We start from the raw sequence: 3783 nt of genomic DNA on the forward strand, positions 1-3783 counted from the left end.
TGGGCGGGTGGAAGCCCTCGCCGAGCTCGTCGCCTCACTGCCGGACGGCGTCGTGGCCACCGACTCCGCCACGACCGGCAACTACCGCTTCGACTGGTCCCGCGACACCGGCGCCGGCACGCCGGTCGCGGTCGTCCGGGCCGAGGATGCCGGACAGGTGCAGGCCGCGGTGCGCTGGGCCGCCGAGCACCGGGTCCCGGTCGTCCCCCGCGGCGCCGGCAGCGGCCTGTCGGGCGGGTCGACCGCCGTCGACGGCGGCCTGGTGCTCAGCATGGAGCGGATGCGAGCCGTCGAGATCGACGTCGACTGCCGGGTGGCGGTCGTCGAGCCGGGCGCGCTCAACGCCGACGTCAAGGCCGCCGCGGCCGAGCACGGGCTGTGGTACCCGCCCGACCCGTCGTCGTACGAGATCTGCTCGATCGGCGGCAACGTCGCGACCAACGCCGGCGGCCTGTGCTGCGTGAAGTACGGCGTCACCACCGACTACGTGCTCGGCCTGGACGTCGTGCTCGCGGACGGCACGCTGGTCACGCTCGGCGGCAAGCGCATCAAGGACGTCGCGGGGCTGAGCCTGCTCAAGCTCTTCGTCGGCAGCGAGGGGACGCTCGGCATCGTCACCCGGGCCGTGCTGCGGCTGGTGCCCGCCCAGGAGGTCCGTTCGACGCTCGTGGCGACGTTCGCCGACGTGGACTCCGCCGCTCGGGCCGTCGTGGCCGCCGGACGACGCCTCCGGCCCTCGATGATGGAGCTGATGGACCGGGCCTCGATCAACGCGGTCGAGGACTACCGGCCGATGGGCCTGGACCGGACCGCAGGAGCGCTGCTGGTCGCCCAGTCCGACGCGCCCGCGTCGGCGCGCGCCGTCGAGGTCGAGTCGATGCGCGCGGCCTGCGCCGACGCCGGCGCCACCGAGGTCTTCGTCACCGACGACCCGGAGGAGGGCGAGCTGTTCGTGGCGGCCCGCCGATCGGCGTTCCCGGCGATCGAGGCGCGCGGCGCGCTGCTGCTCGAGGACGTCGGCGTGCCGGTGCCGCAGCTGCCGGCGCTGCTGGCGGCGATCGCCGCGATCGCGGCCGAGCACGGCGTGGAGATCCCGGTCGTCGCGCACGCCGGCGACGGCAACACCCACCCGATCATCGTCTACGACGCCGCGGACGCCGACTCCGAGCGCCGGGCCCGCGGCGCCTTCGACGACGTCATGCGCGCGGCGATCGGCCTCGGCGGCACCATCACCGGCGAGCACGGGGTGGGGCGGGCCAAGAAGGGCGCGCTGCCCGACCAGCTCGGGCCGGAGGTGATGGCCCTGACCCGGCGGGTCAAGGACGCCCTGGACCCGCTCGGGATCCTCAACCCCGGCGCGATCCTCTAGCGTCGGGCCCATGATCCACGAGCGGCACCTCTTCGGACCCGGACCGTGCAACCCCTACCCCGAGGCCACGCTGGCGCTCGCGGCGCCGCTGATGGGTCACCTCGACCCGGCGTTCCTGGCGGTGATGGACGAGACCTGCGCGATGCTCCGCCAGGTGTGGGGCACCGACAACGCGCGCACCCTGCCGCTCTCGGCGACCGGCTCGGCCGGCATGGAGGCGGCGTTCGTCAACACCGTGCACCCCGGTGACGTCGTGGTGGTCGCAGTCAACGGCCTGTTCGGGCAGCGGATGTGCGACGTGGCGGCACGGTGCGGGGCCGAGGTCGTGGCCGTCGAGCACGAGTGGGGCCAGCCGGTCGACGTCGAGCGGGTGCTCGCCGCGCACCCGGCGCCCGCGATCATCGCGGCGGTGCACGCCGAGACCTCGACGGGCGCCCGCTCCGACATCGCGGCCCTGGGAGCTGGGAAGGGCGACGCCCTGCTGCTCGTGGACGCCGTCACCAGCATCGGCGGCATCGAGCTGCGCGCCGACGGGTGGGGCGTCGACATCGGCTACGCCGGCACGCAGAAGTGCCTCGGCGTCGCTCCCGGGCTCGCGCCGTTCACGATCAGCGACCGGGCGTTCGCGCGCCGCGTGGAGAAGCCGCGCTCGTGGTACCTCGACCTCGGCCTGCTCGGCGGGTACGTCGGGGAGGCGAGCGGCTCGGGCGGGCGGACGTACCACCACACGGCACCGGTGGCGATGGTCGCGAGCCTGCATGCGGGCCTGACCCGGATCCTCGACGAGGGCCTGGAGGCGGTGTGGGAGCGCCACGAGGCCGCCGGGCGGCAGCTGCAGGAGGGCCTGCAGGAGATGGGCCTGGAGCTGTTCGCGGCCGAGGGCCACCGGCTGCCGGAGCTGACCACGGTCAAGGTCCCCGACGGCGTCGACTCCGCCGCCGTGCGCCGCTACCTGCTCGAGACCCACGACCTCGAGATCGGCGCGGGCGCCGGCGCCCACGCCTCGAGCGTGTGGCGGATCGGCCTGATGGGCCCCAACGCCCGCCCCGACCGCGTGCTCCTGGTCCTCGCCGCGCTGCGCGACGCGCTCGGCCGCGTCTGACGGTCGTGCCCCGGATCGGAGCGTCGGCCGGGTATCGTGAGCCGCGCTGAGCTTCCCCCGCACCCCCGCCTGCGATGATGGGCGGCCTTCGTCCTCAGTCGCACCGACGAGTCGCCGTACCCAACGAGCTGGGAGCCCGCGTTGTACCTGAAGAGCCTGACCCTCAAGGGGTTCAAGTCCTTCGCCTCCTCGACCACGCTGCAGCTCGAGCCGGGCATCACCTGCATCGTGGGCCCGAACGGCTCCGGCAAGTCCAACGTCGTCGACGCCCTCGCCTGGGTGATGGGCGAGGCCAGCGCGAAGTCCCTGCGCGGCGGCAAGATGGACGACGTCATCTTCGCCGGCACGTCCGGCCGCCCGCCGCTGGGCCGCGCCGAGGTGCTCCTCACGATCGACAACTCCGACGGCGCATTGCCGATCGAGTACGCCGAGGTGACGATCAGCCGCACGATGTTCCGCAGCGGCGGCTCGGAGTACGCGATCAACGGCAACTCCTGCCGACTGCTCGACGTCCAGGAGCTGCTCTCCGACAGCGGCATCGGCCGCGAGATGCACGTGATCGTCGGGCAGGGCCAGCTCGACTCGATCCTGCACGCGACGCCCGAGGACCGCCGCGGCTTCATCGAGGAGGCTGCCGGCGTCCTCAAGCACCGCAAGCGCAAGGAGAAGGCGCTCCGCAAGCTCGACGCCACCGAAGGCAACCTGACCCGGTTGAGCGACCTGCTGACCGAGATCCGGCGCCAGCTCAAGCCCTTGGGTCGGCAGGCCGAGGTGGCCCGCAAGGCCGCGACCGTCCAGGCCGACGTCCGCGACGCCCGGGCCCGGCTGCTGGCCGACGACCTGGTCAAGGCCCGCACGTCGCTGCAGCAGGAGCTGGCCGACGAGTCGATCCTCGTCGAGCGGCGCGAGCAGGTGGAGGCCGAGATCGCCCGGGCCCGCGAGGCGGAGGCCGCCCTCGAGGCCGCGCTCCGCGAGGACCTGCCGGCGCTCTCCCGCGCGCAGGAGACCTGGTTCGCGCTCTCCGGCGCGCGCGAGCGGCTGCGTGGCACCCAGTCGCTCGCCGCGGAGCGGGTCCGCAACGCCTCCGGCACCGCCGACGCCGAGGAGGCCCGCTCGGGCCGCGACCCCGAGCAGCTCGAGGCCGAGGCCGAGCAGGTCCGCGAGCAGGAGCAGCGGATCACCGCCGAGGTCGAGGAGAGCCGGGTCGCCCTCGAGCAGGCCGTCAGCGCCCGCCGGGCCGCCGAGGACGCCGCGGCCGAGGAGGACCGCCGGATCGCCGGTCTGCAGCGGGCCGCCGCCGACCGCCGCGAGG

General features: G+C 74.4%; 3 protein-coding genes. All 3 read left to right on the forward strand.

What is annotated here, in order from left to right:
* The first annotated feature begins 7 nt into the window (after positions 1 to 7).
* Complete coding sequence (locus tag VGD85_RS19085; protein ID WP_414690837.1) at positions 8 to 1369, forward strand: FAD-binding oxidoreductase; 1362 nt, start codon at positions 8 to 10, stop codon at positions 1367 to 1369.
* Between the two features lie 10 nt (positions 1370 to 1379).
* Positions 1380 to 2471: an alanine--glyoxylate aminotransferase family protein gene (locus VGD85_RS19090; RefSeq protein ID WP_331065012.1), complete on the forward strand. Its 1092-nt coding sequence runs from the start codon at positions 1380 to 1382 to the stop codon at positions 2469 to 2471.
* A 141-nt stretch (positions 2472 to 2612) separates the two neighbouring features.
* Positions 2613 to 3783: chromosome segregation SMC family protein (locus VGD85_RS19095; RefSeq protein ID WP_331065013.1), on the forward strand; the 1171-nt coding region annotated here is incomplete at its 3' end.

The sequence above is a fragment of the Nocardioides sp. genome, assembly GCF_036401255.1.
GTDB lineage: Bacteria > Actinomycetota > Actinomycetes > Propionibacteriales > Nocardioidaceae > Nocardioides.

Bases quoted from the DNA above. Each gene is read 5' to 3' on its own strand.
- VGD85_RS19090 (WP_331065012.1), top strand. From the start codon at position 1,380: ATGATCCACGAGCGGCACCTCTTCGGACCCGGACCGTGCAACCCCTAC.